Below are 19,000 nucleotides of genomic sequence, written 5' to 3'. Positions count from 1 at the left end.
AGAACCATATCGACAATACTTTTTAAATCAATCATGATCTAAAATTGTTGAAAAAAAGCCAAGCTTCATCTTCCAAACGTGAATTTCGAAATTTACTTTTAAGAAAAAAAAGCATGAGCAGATTTTATGAATTGATTGATAATTTTACTGAATGGAATAACGAAAGAGAAGATGGTTATTTTTTATTAGATTCTGGAAAAGTAATTGAGTTTGAACGAGAAAAACTAATGTATTTTGTAGGTAATGCTGGCTGTGGAAAAACAACTTTCTTCCTACATATTTTTAAAACATTTCTAGAATTAGGGAGATGTCCTATATCTTTTATATCAACAACTGACAGTGAAGAACGCATTTTTAAAAGCTTCTTTGAATTATTCCATACGCCATTACAGCCAGAACAACGAATTTTAAATATTTCAAACTTGGATGAACTCAAAAAAGTCATTGGAGAGCATCACCATAGTCATTCGATAGATATAAGTCATGTTGATAATTGGACAGCGTTAAAAAAGAGTTTATTAGAATTAAGAGATTATCGATATATATTCATCGATAATTTAAATATGTTGGTTAACCACCTTGACAGTGATTATGAGAGCATTACAATTAACCAAATACTGTTTTACTTAAAAAAATATGCTGTAAAATACAAACTATGTATTATTGTGTCAAACCATTTAATAGAATATGTTGATTTTTTTAATGACAGCCCCAAAGTGATATATTCGAAATGTTTATCTAATGAAATTGGTGATTTTGCAGATGAGATTTATGGGCTGTATCGAGATAAATACTTTACAAAATGTAATAGCTTTAGTCCTATAAGTTACCCGAACCAATTGAATTTGATACCATTGAAATATTATTGTTATAGTCCTCACAGCTTTTATCATTTTAATTCAATAGCAAATAGTAAATAAAATCAAATTCAATGTATAATAAATCTATGCATCTGTTAAGCCCCCCTGCTATTCAGGATGTTCGCAATTGCTGGTGGCGATTTAGCTCCGATTCTCAATTATGATCGCCCCCGTTGTTGGCATCGGCCAACCGATTTCGGACCATGTTGACCCCTCAAGCAGTTTTGGTCTCTTTATGGTTTTAATTGAAAACTAAATAATCCACCTTCTGAGAAGGTGGTAAGCATCCGGTAAACCCCCTACTGTTTTGCAAGGAATAGGAGTTACTATCAGCGCTTCTCTAAACCATTCAGAGAACTATTAAATTCAGCTTGGAGTTGCTTTGAGTTGATTCAGGCTTTGACTTTGAGATTTGGATCAAAAGGAGTCATTAAGAAGCTAGATTTAAACATTTTAAGCCATTTGATTAACAAAACAAATATTAATGACTATTTTGTAAGGGCCGTATAAAACGGCTAGAAAACAGCCATCTTTTAGATCTGATGGTTGGTTTTTAGACAGACTGCCCTTAGCAACCATAAAATTTTTGGCAAATCAGCAGATTCGATAAAATTGTTTACTTTTGAGTAAGTGATTGAAAACAGATGATTATGGATATGACAACTCAAATAAAAAACAGCTTGATTTCGAGAATAAAAGACTCGAATGATATGAATTTTTTAAAGGCTCTTCAAATAATTTTTGATTCATCTGAACAATCTCTATACCAGTTATCACCTGAGCAGCATGAATCAATCATCAAAGGCAGAGAAGAAATTAAAAATGGATATTCTATCGAGAATGACCAACTAATGTCTGAGATAAAAGAATGGCTGACAAAAGAATAATCTGGTCAACTCACGCGAGTAACGAATTGAAACAGATTCTTGAATATTTCAATCAAAGAAACAAAAGCACTCGATATAGCTTAAAACTGTTAAATGAGATTGAGGAGTTGACCAAGAGTCTTTCTAAGAATGAATTAATTGGGAGACTAACTTCAAATAAGCTTACCCGTGTTATTCCAATGAAAGTGTACTTGATTTTTTATGAAGTGCATCAAGATCATATTCAAATAGTTTCATTTTGGGATAATAGACAAGACACGAATAGAAGATTAGAAATATAAATTACGGTTGCTAATAAATAGAACGCTGAGCGGCATGCAGCGCCCAGCGATGATTTCAGCCAACTGGCGAATTGAACTACATCCATCCCGCTACGGTGTTCTGTAATTAAAGAAGGTTTTTTTATGTTTATTGAAAGAAATCGAATCGGTGTTCTTTGCAATTGTAAGCATCCGTTAAACCCCCTACTGTTTTGCAAGGATTAGTAGTTAATATCAGCGTTTCTCTAAAACATTCAGAGAACTATTAAAGTCGGGTTGGAATTTCTTTGAGTTGATTCAGATTTATGATGTTCTGTTAATTTTGGTAGTGCAAATACGAAAGCCCGATCAAAATAGACCGGGCTTTAACGCTTTCTTATTCTATTTCACTTACAAGTGATCGAAATGTTCCAGCATTTCCTGCTGGTCGTCGTCGATGTATTGGCAGAGCAATTTCAGGGCACGTTCCTGAATGGCTTCGAAGCTTTCTTTTTCCAGGTCACCTTTGGCAAAATCATCCAGATCCAATTTATCCGACAGGTAGAAATCGTCCTCACAATAGTAGTCGACAAAAACTGTCGACCTTGCAAAGTTAAAATGAAGATAGCACTGGCTGTTATCAAAATAGCTCCTTGACATGAATTCTGGCAAACGCAAAGTGAGCTTTTCCGATTTGTATTCCATTATCACCACAGTAGGCAGTATCAGTTTTCCCATATTAATCATTGTTATTTCCTCCTTCATTTTTTTGATTGTTCTTTTTCTTGTTTTGTTTCAGCAAATTAGCCATCCCCCGCTTAATGCCTTTTTCCTGCATTTTTGCATAAATCTGAGTTGTTTTGGTATCAGTATGTCCTAACATCTTAGAAAGTACCTCAAGCGGAACGCCATTATCCAATGCAATGGTGGTAGCAAAGGTATGGCGTGCCATGTGTGACGTTAAATTCTTATCGATCGCACAACGAATTGCAACTTCCTTAAGGTAGCCGTTATAATTTTGATTGCTGATTTCAGGAATCACCTGGCCAAATTCGAGACGCTGGGGATGATCAGCATATTTATCAATTACCTTCTGAGCTATTGGTAAAATCGGAACCAGAAATTCAACACTGGTTTTCAATCGCTTATTTTTCACCCATTTGGTACCATCTTCATCAATGTGTAAATGTTGCATACGCAAGGCTTTCACATCACCATAAGCTATTCCGGTATAAATACAAAAAACAAATAAGTCTCTTACTCTGTCAAGTCGCTTTTCCGGAATATCCATTTCAACCATCCTGTCAATTTCTACTTGACTAAGTCTTTCTCGTTCCACATTCTCAAAACTCAATTTAAACTTATCAAACGGATTGCGCTCAATATAGCCTTCACCATAGGCCTGATTGATAATCTTGCCAAGGTTTTTAATGTATTTCATCGTTGAATTATGGTTACATTTCCTGACTGCTTTCAGATAATGTTCATAATCACCAAGAAATTTGTAATTCACCTTTTCAAAAGGCAAATCAACCTTTCCGTATACCTCAAAGATAAAATCGCAGGTGTGTGAGCGCGAAGTAAGATGACGTTTGTAAGTTGATTCTGAATGGTTCCTAGTTCCAATTAATTCTTGAAATCTACGATTGTGTTCATCATAGAGTTCGAGTAAAGTTGGTATCGTTTCTTCATCGGGATCGGGATCGCCATTATAGCGCGCTTTAACCAATTCAGCAGTTGGTTTCTTATTTTCAAAAAGTAGTTGTTGTTCAATCAGGTTAAATCGCATTTTTATCTTGTCAAGATAGCTGTTAAACCTGCTTGCACTTTGACTTCGTCCCTTCAGACATTGCATTTTCTCATCCCAAAGATCGATGGGAACCTCCTTTTTCAAGGAAATTTCAACTCGTTTCGAATTAACTGTAACTCTCACTAAGAGAAGGTAGTTACCTGTCTTTCTACCTCTGCTTTTTCGTGCGAAAAATCGCACCTTAAAATTTACTTCTTCTTTCATTGTAAAATAATTTAAATTTTGGTTGTAAAATTACTTTGCAAACGGAAGAAACAGAAACGCAAAATAGTGCAAAACAGCGCATTAGAACCGTAAAAGGTGGCGCAAGGCAAAATTTACTGCGCCACCTCAGCGCCACCTCGAAATGTGTATTTATTTGCTTTTAGATGCAGGAGCCAAAAACAAAAAACTCCTGAAAATGTGCCATTTACAGGAGTTTGCTTTGTTCTGCTTTTTGAAAAAGTGGAGCTGCCGGGAATCGAACCCGGGTCCAAACAGGGAAATAATCAGCTTTCTACATGCTTAGCCCCGACTTGGTTTTCGAGCATCAGCTGGATCAGGGCCACCGACTGCTGCCTTAGCTCCTTTAGCTTCGGAAATAACACGGAGCATGCCATTCCCTAGTTCTCTGTTATAGCACCTCACTATCGGACCGGTAGAAAACGGAACCATCCGGGAGATGTCTTGTCCTGGTACCTTGTACCGGGATTAAGCGGTAACCTACTTGATTCGGTTACGCAGCAAGAGCGTAATTTTCTTCGCCAATTAGATTTTGATTGCTTAATTAAGGGCAAACAAACGAAACCCTGCATGCTTACTCACCATCCCGACCTGCTGTCAAAACCAGTCAGCCCCATGATGAGGCCACAAAATTACAAAATTTTGTCATACCACTCCATCTTTGCCCATATTTATGGCTGGCATTACAATTAGGGTTGCATTCCAAACGACAAACTGCCTTTGCTGAATGTTGCCATTCCCTTGCTGCCCAGCGTCACAGTCTGCCCTCTGGCGAAAAAACGAACCGCCTTTTCAAATACGGTGTCCAGGGCACGATTCACCAAGTGCTGTTCTCCCGCATCTCTTGTTGTCGGAAAAGGATTTTCATGGGTATAAGCAAAAGGAAAATCAATTACATCGATGCGCGGAGCAAAACGGCTTCCCTTATAGGCCTTCAGGATGTACTTCAGCGGCATCACCTTGTCCTTCTGTAAGGCCAGTATAAATACCTGATTGTTGGAATTTTTCAGCCACTCATTGCGCAGCTTACGACCTTTACGTCCGTGTACCATTGCATAAAAACCACGCCATACCTGATCAAAATCGGGCAATTCGCATGCGCTGAGCCGCTGGTACACTTCCTTCAGCTTTTTGTTTTTTCTCAGCAACAATAAACTTTTAAAGGCATTAAGATCCATAATGTAGCGCGATGTACCGTGCATGCGGTCAAAGGTGGTTCCTCCGGCAAAGATCATCAGCCGTGAATGAGTAAACAGTGCTCCCGGATTACTGATCATAAGAATTTCGGCCAGGAAGGCACCAATGGAATAGGCAAAAAAGTCGGGGACAGTACCCCCTTCAAAAAGCGGATGATCGCCTGCCTTGATCTGTCTGGCCAGTTTCCAGATATCATAATAGCTTTGCACTCCTGAATAAATGAACTGCTCGGGTCGCGAATCGAGGCGGATACTCAATGCCACGTTGGCAAAGGTAGCGTCCCCACCAGGCTGTTCTGCCTTCCTTTGCTGCACTGCTTCCTTTAAATGCCGGGGATTGCTCCATTGCTTAGGTGCCCTGTTCATGTGGTATGCCAGCGGGAAAAAGATAACCGGCCGGTTCAGCTGTTGGCAAAGTTTTGTGCCCCAGGCATAATATTTCTCCCAGCTCTTTTCATTCAGTCCGTGCAAAAGCACAATGGCCTTGTTGTATTTCTTTCCTTTTTCGGGAACCAGTACTTCGTACTTAAAATGTGCATTGGCCGTTACTGCCATATCAACCAATTCGTGCAGAAACAAATCGCCTTGTACTTCCTGCATTTCATCGACCGACAGATTATAGTCGGAGGTGAATGAATAGCTCTCGATGGCCGCCCCTGCGCTTTCGCCCTGATTTGTTTTTTCTGCCTTTAGCAGCTGCTCTGTTTTATTTTGCATGCTTTCTTCTATTTTATTCGATTAAATTGGATGGTATGGAGGCAAGTTAAAACAACCTGCACTAATACACTGATGTCAAAGTAAATACATTGCCCAATGAATTGGAAAAAAATGTAGTCGCTGCGCCATTGATGGGGCTAACAAGCAAGTCTATGGGGCTGAAAAATGAATAAAGGGGTGAATTGGAACGTTAAAAAACATGATGATGCAGCGCACACAAAGATTTACAGCGGCATCGATGTGCATTAGCAATTTGTATTTTCACTTTCTGTGATGAAAACCGACGATCGGGAAGACAAAAAGTCAGCAATAAAAAAAACCTCCGGGTTCTGGATAAACACCGGAGGCTTCTGGAAATTCTGGATTGGTTATGGAAATTGTTATTATTTATCTGCAACAACTTGAAAACCTGTGATTCATTCACCACATTCCCGGCCCAAAGACCTTTATTTTCAAATCGTTGATCAAATGAATCACTTTTCATCGAGATAAAAAAATATATGAAGTGGACATGCGCATTTTGGTGCGAATGTGTCCGGCTTCGGGGTGAAATAAAATATACAGGGATGAAAAAGAATAAGCATAAGCATTGAAAAAAATAGATACCACCGCAGTACTTTCTTCAACATAAAACTTACTTTTACCAGCGAAATGAAAATTAAAAAGCCATCATGGGATTAGCACAAACAGTACCCGACTATTTGGTTACCCGCAGGAATACAATTATTCAGACGGCATTTACAGCCGTTTTTGCTTATATTTTCATCAATATTTATCGTCCGTTTGGATACGAAAACTGGTACCAGGAGGTTTATCAGTGGCAATTGTTACTGGCATCGGCAGTGGTCATCCTCACCGGAATGATCGTGATTATTCTCAGTCGCGTTTTTCTCTTTTACATCAAGCGCTCTCACGAAATTACCTTTGCGGTGTATGCCTGGTTCATTGTGGCCGAAATACTATTTATGGGCTTGTTTTTCACTTCCTTCGAAATTTTCATTTTAAAGGATGAAAGGCCTGCCCTGGCCTTGCTATTTAATGCGGTACAAAACACGGCGCTGATTTTGCTCATACCCTATACGCTGACTATCCTGTTCTTTGCCTGGACCGACATTAAAAAGAAGCTTGATAAGGTGGTTCAGCAATTCCGTGATCCGTCAGAGCTTTTCATTCCCTTTCATGACGAAAAGGGACAGTTAAGAATCTCGGTCAAATGTGCCGATCTTATTTTCATGGAAGCCAACGACAACTATGTTAACCTTCACTATCTGAGCAATGGAAAACAGAAGGTATTTATGATCAGGAACAGTTTAAAAAACTTTGAGGAAAGCCTTAAGGATTATCCACTCGCCAGGGTTCACCGGAAATTTGCAGTCAATACCAAAAATGTAAAAATGCTAAGGAAGGGTAAAAAAAGTTATGAGCTGATTATGAATACCAATGAGGAAGAAGTTATTCCGGTATCAAAGAAATATGAGCGGCAGGTAATTAAAGTGCTCAATCAGAATTAGCCATGAAAGAAAAACTGAAATCAGGCCTTGAACGAAAGCTGATACTCACTGCCGACGGTTCGCATACCCTTCATATTCCTGAACTGAATGAACATTATCATTCCGACCGTGGAGCCATTCAGGAGTCGATGCATGTATTCATTGAAGCAGGCTTGCGCGCTTGTAAGCCTTCAGCAAGCCTCACCCTTTTCGAAGTTGGTTTTGGTACCGGCCTGAATGCCTGGCTTACTTTGCTTGAAGCCAAACAACTAAAACAGAAGACACACTACATCAGCATAGAGAAATACCCGCTGACGGCTAATGAATACACGGCCCTTAATTATCCCGAACAGCACAATAGCAATGAAAAGGAAGCATTTATGCAACTTCACCGATGTGCATGGAACCAGGCGATAAAAATCGACCAATACTTCACCCTGACAAAGCTTAAAGGCGATCTGCTGCAACAATCATTCAGCAATTTACCCTGTTTCGATTTGGTCTACTTCGATGCCTTTGGCCCCGATAAACACCGTGATTTGTGGCAGGCCGAAGTTTTTGAACAATTGTACGCTCATTCCAATACCCAGGCAGTCCTGGTAACTTATTCGGCCAAGGGAAGCGTTCGACGCATGTTACAGGCTGCTGGTTACCTTGTTGAGCGGCTCCAGGGGCCACCCGGGAAAAGAGAGATGCTCAGGGGAATAAAATAAACATTTCCTTTCTGGTTGCCCAATTTTAACTATTTTCGCAGCAGTTAGCACTCCGGACATGCATTTTATGAACCGGAATTAAAAGAATAATATATGTCATTAGCATCTCAAACAGAAAAATTTAGTTATGCCATCGGCCTCAGTCTGGCCAGTAATCTGCTTCAGTCAGGAATCATGGAAGTTGAATTAAACGCCCTTTACAGTGCCATTGGTGATGTAATGGAAGGCCGTCAGCCTCAAATGAGTCCGAAGGAAGCCAACGATTTAATCGAAAGTTTCTTCAAAAACAAACAAAACAACGAAGGAGCAGCCAATGTTGAAGAAGGAAAAGCCTTTCTTGAACAAAACAAAAAAGAAGAAGGAGTTGTGGAGCTCGAAAGCGGTCTTCAATACAAAATAATCAACGAAGGAAACGGAGCAAAGCCGGGAGCCACCGACAAGGTACGTTGTCATTATCACGGCTCGCTCATTAACGGCACTGTTTTCGACAGCTCGGTAGAGCGTGGCCAGCCCGCCGAATTCCCGGTTAACGGTGTAATTCAGGGATGGGTTGAAGCCCTGCAAATGATGTCGGTTGGTTCGAAATGGCGTCTCTTTATTCCGCCCCATCTTGCCTATGGCGATCAGGGAGCAGGCGGAGCCATTGGTCCCAAAACAACATTGATCTTCGATGTTGAATTATTGGAAATTGTCTAAAAAAAATAAACAAATGAAAATCAGAAATCTAGTAGTAATTTTTGCCCTGGTAATGCTGGCAGCTTTCACAGCCTGCGACAACAGCAAAACAGCTGGCTCGTCGGCTGTGGTTGAAACCGAAGTCGATTCAGTAGCCCTTTCATTGGGATATTCAATCGGAGCCAACTTAAAAGAACAGTTTCCCAATGTAAATGCAGCACTTATTGCCGAAGGCATTGTTAAGTCGTTCGAAGGAGAAGCCAATCCGCTTTTTGCTTCAGAACAGGAAGCTGATATGGCCATCAGAGCTTATTTGCAGGAAGAAAGTGTGCGCCAGGCCGATGTTAATCTAAAGGAAGGTGAAGCATTTCTTGCCGAAAATGCAAAACGCGAAGGGGTAATGGTAACCGAAAGTGGCTTACAGTACGAAGTTTTGACCGAAGGCAATGGAGCAAAACCAAGTGCTGAGAACACAGTAAAAGTACATTACCATGGTACCACCATCGATGGTGAAGTGTTCGACAGTTCGGTCGACAGAGGTGAACCTGCACAGTTCCCGCTCAACGGGGTGATTCCCGGATGGACCGAAGGGGTACAGCTGATGTCGGTTGGATCGAAATACAAATTCTATCTGCCCGCTAATCTGGCCTATGGCGAACGTGGAGCAGGCGGTATGATCGGACCTAATTCAACCCTTGTTTTTGAAGTGGAATTACTGGAAATTGTAGAATAATTAAGTCATATTTATGAGTTTAGAAGTAAAAGGTCAGTTGTTACAGGTACTTCCTGTTCAGTCGGGAACAAGCAAAGCGGGTAACGAATGGTCGAAACAGGAGTTTGTGATTGAAACCCATGAGCAGTTTCCCAAAAAGGTATGCTTTACTCTTTTTGGTGATAAAATATCGCTGCTGAGCGGGTTCTCGGCAGGCGATGAAGTGGAAGTGGCATTTAATGTCGAATCGCGCGAATTTAACGGGCGCTGGTTTCACAACATCAATGCATGGAAAATTACTGCTGCTGCGCAAACGGCCAACGATGTTCCGGGCTTCTCGCCCGACGACATTCCGCCACCACCCGATTCGGATGCACCACCAGTGAACGATTTACCATTCTAAATAATACACAAAAGCCGGATACCCATTCCGGCTTTTTTTAACCCTTCAACTTCCGTAAACTTCTGCCACTTTGTATTCCCTTTTCAAAACCTTCGGCCGCATCCATAAAAAAAATTAGTAGGTTTGTAACGCTACCTAAAATGAAGAATAAGTTCAAATACAGTTTTATGCTGGCCTTAAGCGCTTACCTGCTGCTTGGGCAACTAATTCTTTTTGCTCAACAAAATGGTAACACTCCCTTGTTCGACAACCTTAAGGTAAAAGACGGACTTCCCAACAACGAAATTTATAACATTACCCAGGACTCACTCGGTTTTATGTGGTTTGCAAGCAACAACGGTTTTGTACGCTACGATGGTTATGAAATGCAAATCTACCGGAAAAGCTCCAAAGGAAAAGTGGCTTTAAGCAACAATCAGATCACCGCATTGGAAAATAGCAGTAAAGCCGGGCTTTGGGTGGCCACTTACGAAGGCCTGATCTATTTTGACACTCCAACAGGAAACAGTCATCCCATCGACCTGGGTGGCCATCGTGAAATCAGGTGCCTGTTGAACCAGGGTGACAGTATTCTTTGGGCAGGATCGTCGGAAGGCCTCTTTAAGATCAACCTGCAAACAGGCGCTTTCTATCTTTATAACAAGCAAAATTCAAATCTTGGTTCAAATATTATCAGAGCCCTTTATCTCGACAGCCAAAAAACTTTGTGGATTGGCACCTTCGACGGCTTAAATCAGCTAAATTCCGAAGGACAAATACTTCATTACGACCTGAAGGGAACTTACAAGCCCGAATTGAAAAACAATCTTATTCTTGACATACAACCCTTTGGTGCCAATAACAAGACCCTACTCTGGATTGGTACTGAAACCGGGCTGGTGCTCTTTGATAAGCAAAAGGGAAGCATAAAAGCACTTTACAACCTCTCAAACACAGCCATTCAAAACGAGGTGGTAAAATGCATTTACACCCCTACGCCCGGAATGGTTTACATTGGAACCGATTTTGGACTTTACCAGATCGATACCGAAAGCCGAAAGGTACAGGCATCTTTTCACGATCCATTCAACACCTACTCCATTGCCAATAATGTAGTTTGGGATATTTTTGAGGACAAGGCCGGAATTTTATGGCTGGCCACATCAAACGGAATCAGCAAAATCAATAGCAAACCATCTCTTTTCCACTTTGCACCCATCGTTATTAACGAAGGTGAACGAACCATCGGCACACAGATCAACGATTTGTATGTCGACCAGGAAGGAACGGTTTGGCTGGCCACCAAAAAGGGGATCATCGCACTTTCGCCCGACGGGCAACGTACAAGCTTCACCGCCAACACCACAAACAACAAGCTGGTAATGAATAACATTAACACCATACACGGCGATCGTCTGGGAAGAATATGGATAGGGAGTGCCGGAGGAATTAATGTTTGGGACCCGAAAAAGCAACGGATGCATACCATTACCGCCAGTTTTGACTTGCACAGCGGCTTGCGCTCAAACTACATCAGTGCCTTTATCAGTCCGCCCGACGGTTCGTTCTGGTTGTCGACCTGGGGAGGAGGTATGTACAAGGTATCGGGCGATTTCAACGAGATTGAAGAACTATCGTTCGACTACATTACCAACTTCAACACCAATGTAGTTACAACGAACAAGAAGATTTGGCTGCGGCAAGAAAATAAAATCTATTCGATTGACTTGCTCACCTTTAAAATTGAATCGCTTACCCGGCTCAACCAGCAGCTCGCAGATGAAACTGTTACTTCGCTTCATGCTTCGGCTACCGGCACCTTATGGATTGGAACCCACAACCTCTTGCTCAGTTATACCATCAATACAGGAACCATTGCTTCGTTTCCGGTGTTTACCGGAGCCGACAGCTACCTGCTCAACCTGGTTGAAGATCACCGGGGAAACATTTGGGGTACCACCCTCACTTCTATTTTCAAATTGGAAACCCCGACCGGAAACGTAGAAACCTTCCCCAAAAACAACGGAATTCCACTCGATAATTTTTTACATGAAAGCAAGGCAGTTTCGCCTGACGGAACCATTTATTTTGGTGGCAATGATGGTTATATCTCCTTCGATCCGGCTGTAATTGAGAAAAACACCTATGAACCCAGGGTAATTATCAGCAGTCTTGTTGTGAATAACAAAAAAATTGCTTCGTTAAAACAACTCAACCGACTGAACAACACCGACAACATGGTCACCTATAACAAAAACATTGTGTTGAAATACGATCAGCATTCGTTTGAGCTGGGATTTGCCTCCCTTCATTACGGAGCATCCGAACGAAACTTATATGCATATCGGCTGGAAGGCTACGACGACGAATGGCACTATACCAGCGGAAGAAAAAACATGGCTACCTACTCCAATCTTTCTGCCGGCAATTACCTGTTTAAGGTAAAAGCCACCAACAACGACGGCGTTTGGTTCGACAACAACATGGCCACCCTTCAGATTAAGGTAAAACCACCCGTTTGGGCCGGACCGGCAGCCATTATCATTTATTTGCTTTTGCTTCAGGCAGCCATCGTATCGCTCATTATCACGTATCGCAACAAAGTCAGGTGGAAGGAAAAAATCAGGCTCATCACCATTGAAAAAGAAAAAAACGAAGAACTGGCCAGGGTCAAACAACAATTCTTCACCAACATTTCACATGAATTTCGTACCCCGTTAAGTCTGATCATGGGACCGGTCGACTCACTCCTCCAGTCAATAAGTTCCGAAAATAAAAACTACCGTATGGTAGAATTAATTTCAAAAAATGCCCGTCGCCTGCTGTCCCTGGTAAACCAGTTGCTCGACTTACGAAAAATCGAAAACAATACACTGGAGCTGCACGAAGAAAAATGCGACATCATCGACCTGTTTCAAAGGCAGTTTCAGCTTTTTGCCGACAGGGCAGAAAATCGTCAGATACACTATAGCTTCAGTTCCGATTGCAAGCTACTTGAATGTACCATCGACATCAACAAAACAGAATCGATAGTACAAAACCTGCTGTCGAATGCTTTCAGGTTTACAAGCGAAGGTGGAAGCATCTCATTAAAAGTAGTTTTGCATGAACCCGGCTTGCTAAGAATCGAGGTAGCAGACACCGGATGTGGAATTGCTCCGGGAATGGAAGAAAAGATTTTCACGCGTTTTTATCATAACGAACAGGCCCTCAGTAATTCAACCGGCTACGGCATAGGGCTGAACATCAGTCGTGAATACTGTGAATTAATGGGAGGAAAAATCAGCTACGAAAGTGAATTAGCAAAAGGAAGTACGTTTTTCGTTGATTTACCACTGAAGATATTGAATTATCGGGAGGAGTTAACAACCATGGTCTCAGAAAAAAAAGCACTGCAAACAAAAGAAAAATACGACCGATGGCCGCAGTTACACGATGCCCCCGTACTACTGCTTGTTGACGATCACTTCGACACCTTAAACTATCTTTCGATTGAGTTGGCCAACAGTTATACTGTTTTAACGGCAAGCAGTGCAGATGAAGCGCTACAACTGATCGACAAACAACAGGTGAGCCTCATCGTCAGTGACATCATGATGCCCGATATGGACGGCATTACCTTTTGCGAACAATTGAAAAATCATCCCAAACACGGAAGCATCCCCCTCATTTTACTCACAGCCCGCACCTTCGACAATCAACAAATTGAAGGTTTCAGGGCCGGTGCCGATGCCTACTTAAGCAAACCCTTCAACATTGGCCTGCTCAAAGCACAAATTGAGAACCTCTTGCTCAAAAGCAGGAAAACCGATCAGCTTATAAAACAGCAGCTCATTATCGAGAACCAGCAGGTTGAAGTGCTTTCTTCCGACGAAAAACTATTGCAGGAAGTAATCACTTATGTGAACAAACACCTCTCCGATCCGGAAATCAAACTGGAAACAATGAGCAGGTCAATCGGCATCAGCCACTCAAGCCTCTACCGAAAAATAAAGTCGCAAACCGGTATGTCGGTCAACGAGCTGGTTAGAAGCATCCGACTGAGAAAAGCAGCAAGGCTGATTAAAACCGGAAAACTCACCATCGCCGAAATCATGGATGAAACCGGCTTTACCAGTCACTCCTACTTTGCTAAATGTTTTAAGAAACAATATCAGATGAATCCCCGTGATTATGCCAACACCAAAGAGTAAAACACGCTTCAAGGCACTTATTATCTGAATAATCGCCTGGCTCGGTTTTTTATCATGCCGAATTTGTTTTTATATCTGACCAATTTGTTTTCATATTAAATCATTCTCTTTTCAACATAATGCAATCTGAACCAGCCTAAGCAAAGTGGGTCGGGTAGTTTTGTGATGAGTCATGAAAAGTCAGCCCGAAAAAAAAGCAATCAGGTATCAGATCATCATCAGCATATTGGCGACGGTGATTACAATGCTTGTATTGCTCCTGGGTTATTTGCTTTTCATTTACTGATAATGCAGTACAAGCACTTCAACTTAACCTAAATGTAATTACTATGAGAATGAAACAGCTAATTGGTGTTATGGTGTTTCTTTTGTCCCAGCAACTTCTTTGGGCGCAAAACATCACTGTAACCGGTAACATTACCGACACTTCGGGAGAACCGCTGCCTGGTGTAACGGTATTCGAAAAAAGCACAGGCAATGGAACAGTCAGTAATTTCGATGGCGTCTTTTCCATTGAAGTCAGCGCCGATGCCACGCTTCGTTTTTCTTTTGTTGGATACCAGACCATCGAAGAAGCGGTGAATGGAAGATCGAACATCAACATTCGCCTTTCAGAGCTGGTAATGGGCCTCGACGAGGTGGTTGCCATTGGATACGGGACACAGCGCAAGAGCGACCTTACCGGTTCTGTATCGAGTGTAAGCAGCGACAATTTTCAGGAAGGTCTCATCTCCTCACCCGAACAATTGATCAATGGAAAAGTTTCGGGAGTACAAATCATGTCAGGCAATGGCTCACCCAACTCGGGAAGCACAATCCGGATACGTGGAGGCGCTTCCCTTAACGCCAGCAACGACCCGCTGATTGTACTCGACGGGCTGCCACTTGAACGGGGAGGCATCAGTGGAAACAGCAACAACTTCATGAGCCTCATCAACCCCAATGACATCGAAAACATCACCATTTTAAAAGATGCCTCCTCAACGGCCATTTACGGATCACGTGCTTCAAACGGAGTGATCATGATTACAACCAAAAAAGGCAGTAATGAGCGGCTGAAAGCTTCTTTTACCAGTACCAATTCGATACAAACCCTCACCCGTCTTCCCGAAATGCTATCCACCAACCAATTCATCGACGCGATAAACACTTATGGTACGGCCGATCAAAAAGCACTGCTCGGCACGGCCGATACCAACTGGAACAACGAGGTTTTCCAATCTGCAATGGGTACCGACAACAATCTTAGCTTGTCGGGGCAATTTTTGCCCAATACCCCTGTACGGGTTTCTCTTGGCTATTATCTGCAAAACGGGATTTTAAAGACCGACCAGGCCCGACGCATGAGTGGTAATCTGTCGGTCTCGCCATCTTTTTTCGACGATCATCTTAAATTCACCCTGAATGCCAAGGGCTCGCAAAACAACAATACCTTTGCCAACACCGGTGCCATCTGGGCCGCTTCAACATTCAATCCTACTCTTGAGGTGTATTCAGGAAACAACAATTTCGGAGCTTACACCGAAGCCATCGACAACAGCGGTCTTCCGGTAAACGCTGCCGTACGGAACCCACTGGGACTGATCGAACAATACGATTCAAGGAGCCAGGTAAACCGTCTGGTAGGAAACATCGACATGGACTACAAACTGCACTTTTTACCAGAACTAAAATTTCACTCTACCATGGGCTATGATTATGCCAAAGGCCAGGGAACTGTTTTTGTGCCAGCTGAAGCCACACAATATTATACGACTACTGGACGTGATTTTGCTTATGGCCCGCAAAAAAACATTAACCGGCTGCTTACCACGTATTTGAACTACAACAAATATTTTGATGCGCTCAAAAGTACGGTAGAAGCCACACTTGGTTACGACTACCAGTTTTGGAAAACCACAACACCTGCTTACAGTGAGCTGAATACGCTTGGGGAAATCCAAAACACCAATGCTCCGCGCGACCAGCGACACGCCTTGCTATCGTACTACGCACGCTTCAACTACAGTTACGATTCACGCTATCTCTTAACAGCCTCATTCAGACGCGACGGGACCTCACGTTTTAGCGAAGACATGCGTTGGGGAACCTTTCCTTCGCTGGCCATGGCATGGCGTGTAAGCGAAGAAGCTTTTCTTAAAGACAGTGGGCTGATCAGCAACCTAAAGTTTAGAGCAAGTTACGGGATTACAGGCCAACAGGATGGAATCGGCAATTACAGCTACCTGCCTGTTTACACCTACAGCCAGGACGGAGCACAGGTACAGTTTGGCGACCTGTGGTATCACACTTACCGCCCCGAAGCCTATGTTTCAAATCTCAAATGGGAAAAAACCAAATCGTGGAATACAGGCTTCGACCTTGGCATGTTCAACGAACGACTCACGGCCAGTGTTGACTACTACAACCGGCAAACAGAAGACTTGTTGGCAACTGTTCCGGTTCCTGCGGGCAGTAACTTCGACAAACGTATCCTCACCAACGTGGGGAATGTTGACAGCCGTGGAGTTGAACTCGTGCTAACAGCGATACCTGTCGATACCAGAAACCTGAAATGGAACATCAGCTTCAATGCCACCTGGCAGCAAATGGTAGTAAAAAATCTTTCACTGGTCGATGGTGGTGAAGCAAGCAACACACTGGTGGGCCCCACCATCGACACCTATCACTTTCAGGTGCTCACCGAAGGTTATGAGCCTTATATGTTCTACCTTTACCATCAGTTGTACGACGAAACAACCGGCATACCTGTTGAGAGAGCGTATGCCGATCTGAATAAGGACCGCACCATCAACTCTTCCGATCTGTACCGATACAACTCGCCGGCTCCCGACTTTCTGTTTGGTTTGAGCACTTCGGTCAACTATAAAAACTGGAATATCGACATGAGTTTCAGGGCCAATGCAGGAAACTATGTGTACAACGGAATGGCCATGAATGCCGGAGCCTGGAGCACGGTCAGCTACAACTCGTACCAACTGAACAAGCTCTCAAAGAGCTTTCTGGATACCCGTTTCAGAAACCGCCAATACCTTTCCGATTACTATGTTGAAAACGCATCATTCCTGAAAATGGACAATTTATCAATCAACTACAATTTTGGTAAAATAAACAACTGGTGCAGCCTCAACCTAAGTGCGATGGTGCAAAACGTATTCACCATCACCAATTATACCGGTGTTGACCCCGAAGTACCACAGGGAATGGATTTATCGTTCTATCCACGACCACGTACTTATTCACTTGCTTTGGGTCTTAATTTTTAAACTTCAAAAAGAAAAGCTATGAACAAAATAGTAAACTACACCATCATCCTTGGCTTACTGCTGTTTGTTTCGTGCGTCGACGATCTGGATCAGATGCCCAACACCGAAACCACTTCGGCAACAGTATATGCCGAAGCAGAAAACTACAAAGCTGTTCTTGCAAAAGTGTACGCTTCGTTTGTACTTACCGGACAGGAAAAAGGAGGCGGTAATCAGGATTTGAGCAGTAACAATGGTTACGACTACATGCGCTGTTATTTTAACCTGCAGGAATGTGGAACCGACGAACTGGCATCAACCTGGCTCGAAGGGGACAAAGTAGGTGATTTGACCTTTCTTACCTGGGATGCCAACGATCCGTGGGTGGCCGATATGTATTACCGTATTTACTATACCATTGCGCTGGCCAATGAATTCCTCCGTAATTCCGTCGATGACAAAATTGTCGGATTTAGCGATGCCGAACAAAATGAAATCCGCAGTTACCGTGCCGAAGTACGTTTTCTGCGTGCCCTAGCTTATTATCATGCGCTCGATTTCTACCGTAACATTCCTTTTGTCGACGAAAACGATCCGGTAGGTGCTTTCATTCCTCCGCGTTACGAAGCAGCTCAGGCTTTTGAGTTCATCGAATCGGAACTCATCGCCATCGAAGGCGACCTGCCTTCAAAAGAAAACTGCGAATACGGGCGCGCACCCAAAGCTGCTGCCTGGACGCTGCTAGCCAGGCTCTACCTGAATGCCGAAGTATACACCGGTACAGCCAAATACACCGAATGCATCACCTGGAGTACCAGGATTATCAACGAAGGCGGCTACACACTCGAAAACAATTACCGAAAACTTTTCAATGCCGACAACCATAAGCGCAGCAACGAAATCATCTTTCCACTTCCTGTAGATGCTACTTACACCGTTTCGTGGGGCGCAACCACCTACATTGTTTGCGGGGCAGTAAGCAATACGTCCGATTATCAGGTACCCGAAAACTATGGTGTAACCAGTGGGTGGGGCATGTTCAGGGCACGTGGTGAATTGCCTGATTTGTTTAATGACTACGATGGCCGTAAGCTTTTTTTCACCGAAGGACAAACAAAAACCGTCGATGTGATTGACAATCAGACAAACGGCTATTATGTTGAAAAATGGACCAACCTGACCGACGAAGGTGAAATCGCATCGAACACAGTCGACGGAGGTGTGAATACCGATTATCCTATGTTTCGCCTGGCCGATGTGTACCTCATGCTGGCCGAAAGTGTACTTCGCGGAGGCAAGGGCAGTTCCGAAGCGGTGGCACTTGATCTGGTGAACCTGCTCCGCGCCCGGGCCTTTGGCGAAGCTTATGAAAGCGAAGGAAAAATTACTGCAGGCGAATTAACAAGCGACTTCATCCTCGACGAGCGTGCCCGTGAGCTTTACTGGGAAGCCACCCGCCGTACCGATTTAATCAGGTACAACAAATTCACAACAGCCGAATATATCTGGCAATGGAAAGGCGGTGTTAACGAAGGCATGGCTGTTGACAATAAATTCAACATTTATCCGATACCTGAATCTGATTTAACTGCCAATCCCAATCTATACAACGAAGATTACTAATAATGAAAGGACTGGCTAATAAATATAAAATTATGA

General features: G+C 42.8%; 14 protein-coding genes and 1 other RNA gene. 11 read left to right on the top strand and 4 right to left on the bottom strand.

The features are described from left to right. Positions 1 to 113 precede the first annotated feature (113 nt). The 3 genes from FHS86_RS04095 to FHS86_RS04085 all read left to right on the top strand — a co-directional run bounded on the left by FHS86_RS04095 (position 114) and on the right by FHS86_RS04085 (position 2,028). Positions 114 to 920 (top strand): hypothetical protein, encoded by an 807-nt coding sequence (locus FHS86_RS04095; protein WP_429411423.1) that lies wholly within the window; start codon positions 114 to 116, stop codon positions 918 to 920. A 590-nt stretch (positions 921 to 1,510) separates the two neighbouring features. Continuing rightward, positions 1,511 to 1,747: a hypothetical protein gene (locus FHS86_RS04090; RefSeq protein WP_429411421.1), complete on the top strand. Its 237-nt coding sequence runs from the start codon at positions 1,511 to 1,513 to the stop codon at positions 1,745 to 1,747. Next, a complete protein-coding gene (locus FHS86_RS04085; RefSeq protein WP_429411420.1) occupies positions 1,729 to 2,028 on the top strand; it encodes a type II toxin-antitoxin system RelE/ParE family toxin in 300 nt (99 codons plus the stop codon). Before FHS86_RS04090 ends, FHS86_RS04085 begins: the two co-directional genes overlap by 19 nt. 369 nt (positions 2,029 to 2,397) lie before the next feature. Here FHS86_RS04085 and FHS86_RS04080 read toward each other — a convergent pair whose 3' ends face one another. The 4 genes from FHS86_RS04080 to FHS86_RS04065 all read right to left on the bottom strand — a co-directional run bounded on the left by FHS86_RS04080 (position 2,398) and on the right by FHS86_RS04065 (position 5,931). Further along, positions 2,398 to 2,724 (bottom strand): hypothetical protein, encoded by a 327-nt coding sequence (locus FHS86_RS04080; RefSeq protein ID WP_429411418.1) that lies wholly within the window; start codon positions 2,722 to 2,724, stop codon positions 2,398 to 2,400. A gap of 1 nt (position 2,725) precedes the next feature. After that, positions 2,726 to 4,000 carry a site-specific integrase gene (locus tag FHS86_RS04075; protein ID WP_429411416.1) on the bottom strand — a complete coding sequence of 425 codons (1,275 nt, stop codon included), beginning with the start codon at positions 3,998 to 4,000 and terminating at the stop codon, positions 2,726 to 2,728. 238 nt (positions 4,001 to 4,238) lie between these two features. Continuing rightward, positions 4,239 to 4,633, bottom strand: a transfer-messenger RNA (tmRNA) gene (ssrA, locus tag FHS86_RS04070). Between the two features lie 74 nt (positions 4,634 to 4,707). Beyond that, complete coding sequence (locus FHS86_RS04065) at positions 4,708 to 5,931, bottom strand: DUF6051 family protein (RefSeq protein ID WP_429411414.1); 1,224 nt, start codon at positions 5,929 to 5,931, stop codon at positions 4,708 to 4,710. Positions 5,932 to 6,602: 671 nt separating this feature from the next. Here FHS86_RS04065 and FHS86_RS04060 point away from each other — a divergent pair. The 8 genes from FHS86_RS04060 to FHS86_RS04025 all read left to right on the top strand — a co-directional run bounded on the left by FHS86_RS04060 (position 6,603) and on the right by FHS86_RS04025 (position 18,964). Then, positions 6,603 to 7,442: a LytR/AlgR family response regulator transcription factor gene (locus tag FHS86_RS04060; protein ID WP_429411412.1), complete on the top strand. Its 840-nt coding sequence runs from the start codon at positions 6,603 to 6,605 to the stop codon at positions 7,440 to 7,442. 2 nt (positions 7,443 to 7,444) lie between these two features. After that, positions 7,445 to 8,134 (top strand): tRNA (5-methylaminomethyl-2-thiouridine)(34)-methyltransferase MnmD, encoded by a 690-nt coding sequence (gene mnmD / locus FHS86_RS04055; RefSeq protein WP_429411410.1) that lies wholly within the window; start codon positions 7,445 to 7,447, stop codon positions 8,132 to 8,134. A 93-nt stretch (positions 8,135 to 8,227) separates the two neighbouring features. Beyond that, entirely contained in the window at positions 8,228 to 8,830 is a 603-nt protein-coding gene (locus tag FHS86_RS04050; RefSeq protein WP_429411408.1) for an FKBP-type peptidyl-prolyl cis-trans isomerase, read from the top strand. A gap of 13 nt (positions 8,831 to 8,843) precedes the next feature. Continuing rightward, the gene (locus tag FHS86_RS04045) at positions 8,844 to 9,542 is read left to right on the top strand and encodes an FKBP-type peptidyl-prolyl cis-trans isomerase (protein WP_429411406.1); all 699 of its coding nucleotides are present in this window, start codon (positions 8,844 to 8,846) and stop codon (positions 9,540 to 9,542) included. Positions 9,543 to 9,555: 13 nt separating this feature from the next. Continuing rightward, positions 9,556 to 9,924 (top strand): DUF3127 domain-containing protein, encoded by a 369-nt coding sequence (locus tag FHS86_RS04040; protein WP_429411404.1) that lies wholly within the window; start codon positions 9,556 to 9,558, stop codon positions 9,922 to 9,924. 140 nt (positions 9,925 to 10,064) lie between these two features. Beyond that, positions 10,065 to 14,096, top strand: coding sequence for a two-component regulator propeller domain-containing protein (locus FHS86_RS04035; RefSeq protein ID WP_429411402.1), 4,032 nt, complete (start codon positions 10,065 to 10,067; stop codon positions 14,094 to 14,096). A 329-nt stretch (positions 14,097 to 14,425) separates the two neighbouring features. After that, the gene (locus tag FHS86_RS04030) at positions 14,426 to 17,362 is read left to right on the top strand and encodes a SusC/RagA family TonB-linked outer membrane protein (protein ID WP_429411400.1); all 2,937 of its coding nucleotides are present in this window, start codon (positions 14,426 to 14,428) and stop codon (positions 17,360 to 17,362) included. A gap of 18 nt (positions 17,363 to 17,380) precedes the next feature. Further along, entirely contained in the window at positions 17,381 to 18,964 is a 1,584-nt protein-coding gene (locus FHS86_RS04025) for a RagB/SusD family nutrient uptake outer membrane protein (RefSeq protein WP_429411398.1), read from the top strand. Positions 18,965 to 19,000 lie beyond the last annotated feature (36 nt).

Origin of the sequence: Roseimarinus sediminis, assembly GCF_050433125.1 — a bacterium.
Classification (GTDB): Bacteria; Bacteroidota; Bacteroidia; order Bacteroidales; family Prolixibacteraceae; genus Roseimarinus; species Roseimarinus sediminis.
Note: the sequence above shows the minus strand (reverse complement) of the source record. Positions and strands in the feature narration are given on the sequence as shown.